Source organism: Streptomyces phaeochromogenes (assembly GCF_001418655.1).
Classification (GTDB): Bacteria; Actinomycetota; Actinomycetes; order Streptomycetales; family Streptomycetaceae; genus Streptomyces; species Streptomyces phaeochromogenes.
Genome location: NZ_LIQZ01000661.1, coordinates 1 through 544, shown reverse-complemented (window position 1 = coordinate 544; position 544 = coordinate 1). Strand labels below are relative to the sequence as shown.

Sequence of the window (544 nt, the reverse complement as noted above, 5' to 3'; positions counted from 1 at the left end):
CAGCACCACACCGCTTCCTCACGCGGAGCGTAGGCGCCGAGTCGGCCGTCCCGGCCGCGTATGAGCCAGTCACCGTTCACTGTGCGGACCATTGACACTCCCCCACTCTAATCGGGCCGTGTGATCCCCCTCCGTGCGACCCTGGCCACATGGAAGCCCCGCTGCTCGTGATCGTCGACGCCGCCAATGTGGTCGGGTCCGTGCCCGACGGCTGGTGGCGCGACCGCCGGGGCGCCGCGGAGCGCCTGCGGGACCTGCTCGTCCCGTACGCCACCGACGGGCTGCCGGGGCACCCGGGTCCCCTGGAGCTGGTCCTGGTGGTCGAGGGAGGCGCTCGCGGCATCGCCTCCGTACCGGGTGTACGGGTCGACGAGGCGCCCGGCAGCGGCGACGACCGCATCGTGGAAGTGACCGCCGAGGCCGCGGACCGCCCACGCCTGGTGGTCACCGCCGACCGTGAACTGCGCCGCCGGGTGACCGAGTTGGGCGCGGAGGTCACGGGCCCACGCACGGTCCGCCCCTAGCACCGCACACGGCCCCCACT

General features: G+C 73.5%; 1 protein-coding gene. It reads left to right on the top strand.

The features are described 5' to 3' along the window. The first annotated feature begins 149 nt into the window (after positions 1 to 149). Positions 150 to 524 carry a PIN domain-containing protein gene (locus tag AOK17_RS47315; protein WP_055618796.1) on the top strand — a complete coding sequence of 125 codons (375 nt, stop codon included), beginning with the start codon at positions 150 to 152 and terminating at the stop codon, positions 522 to 524. Positions 525 to 544: the final 20 nt, after the last annotated feature.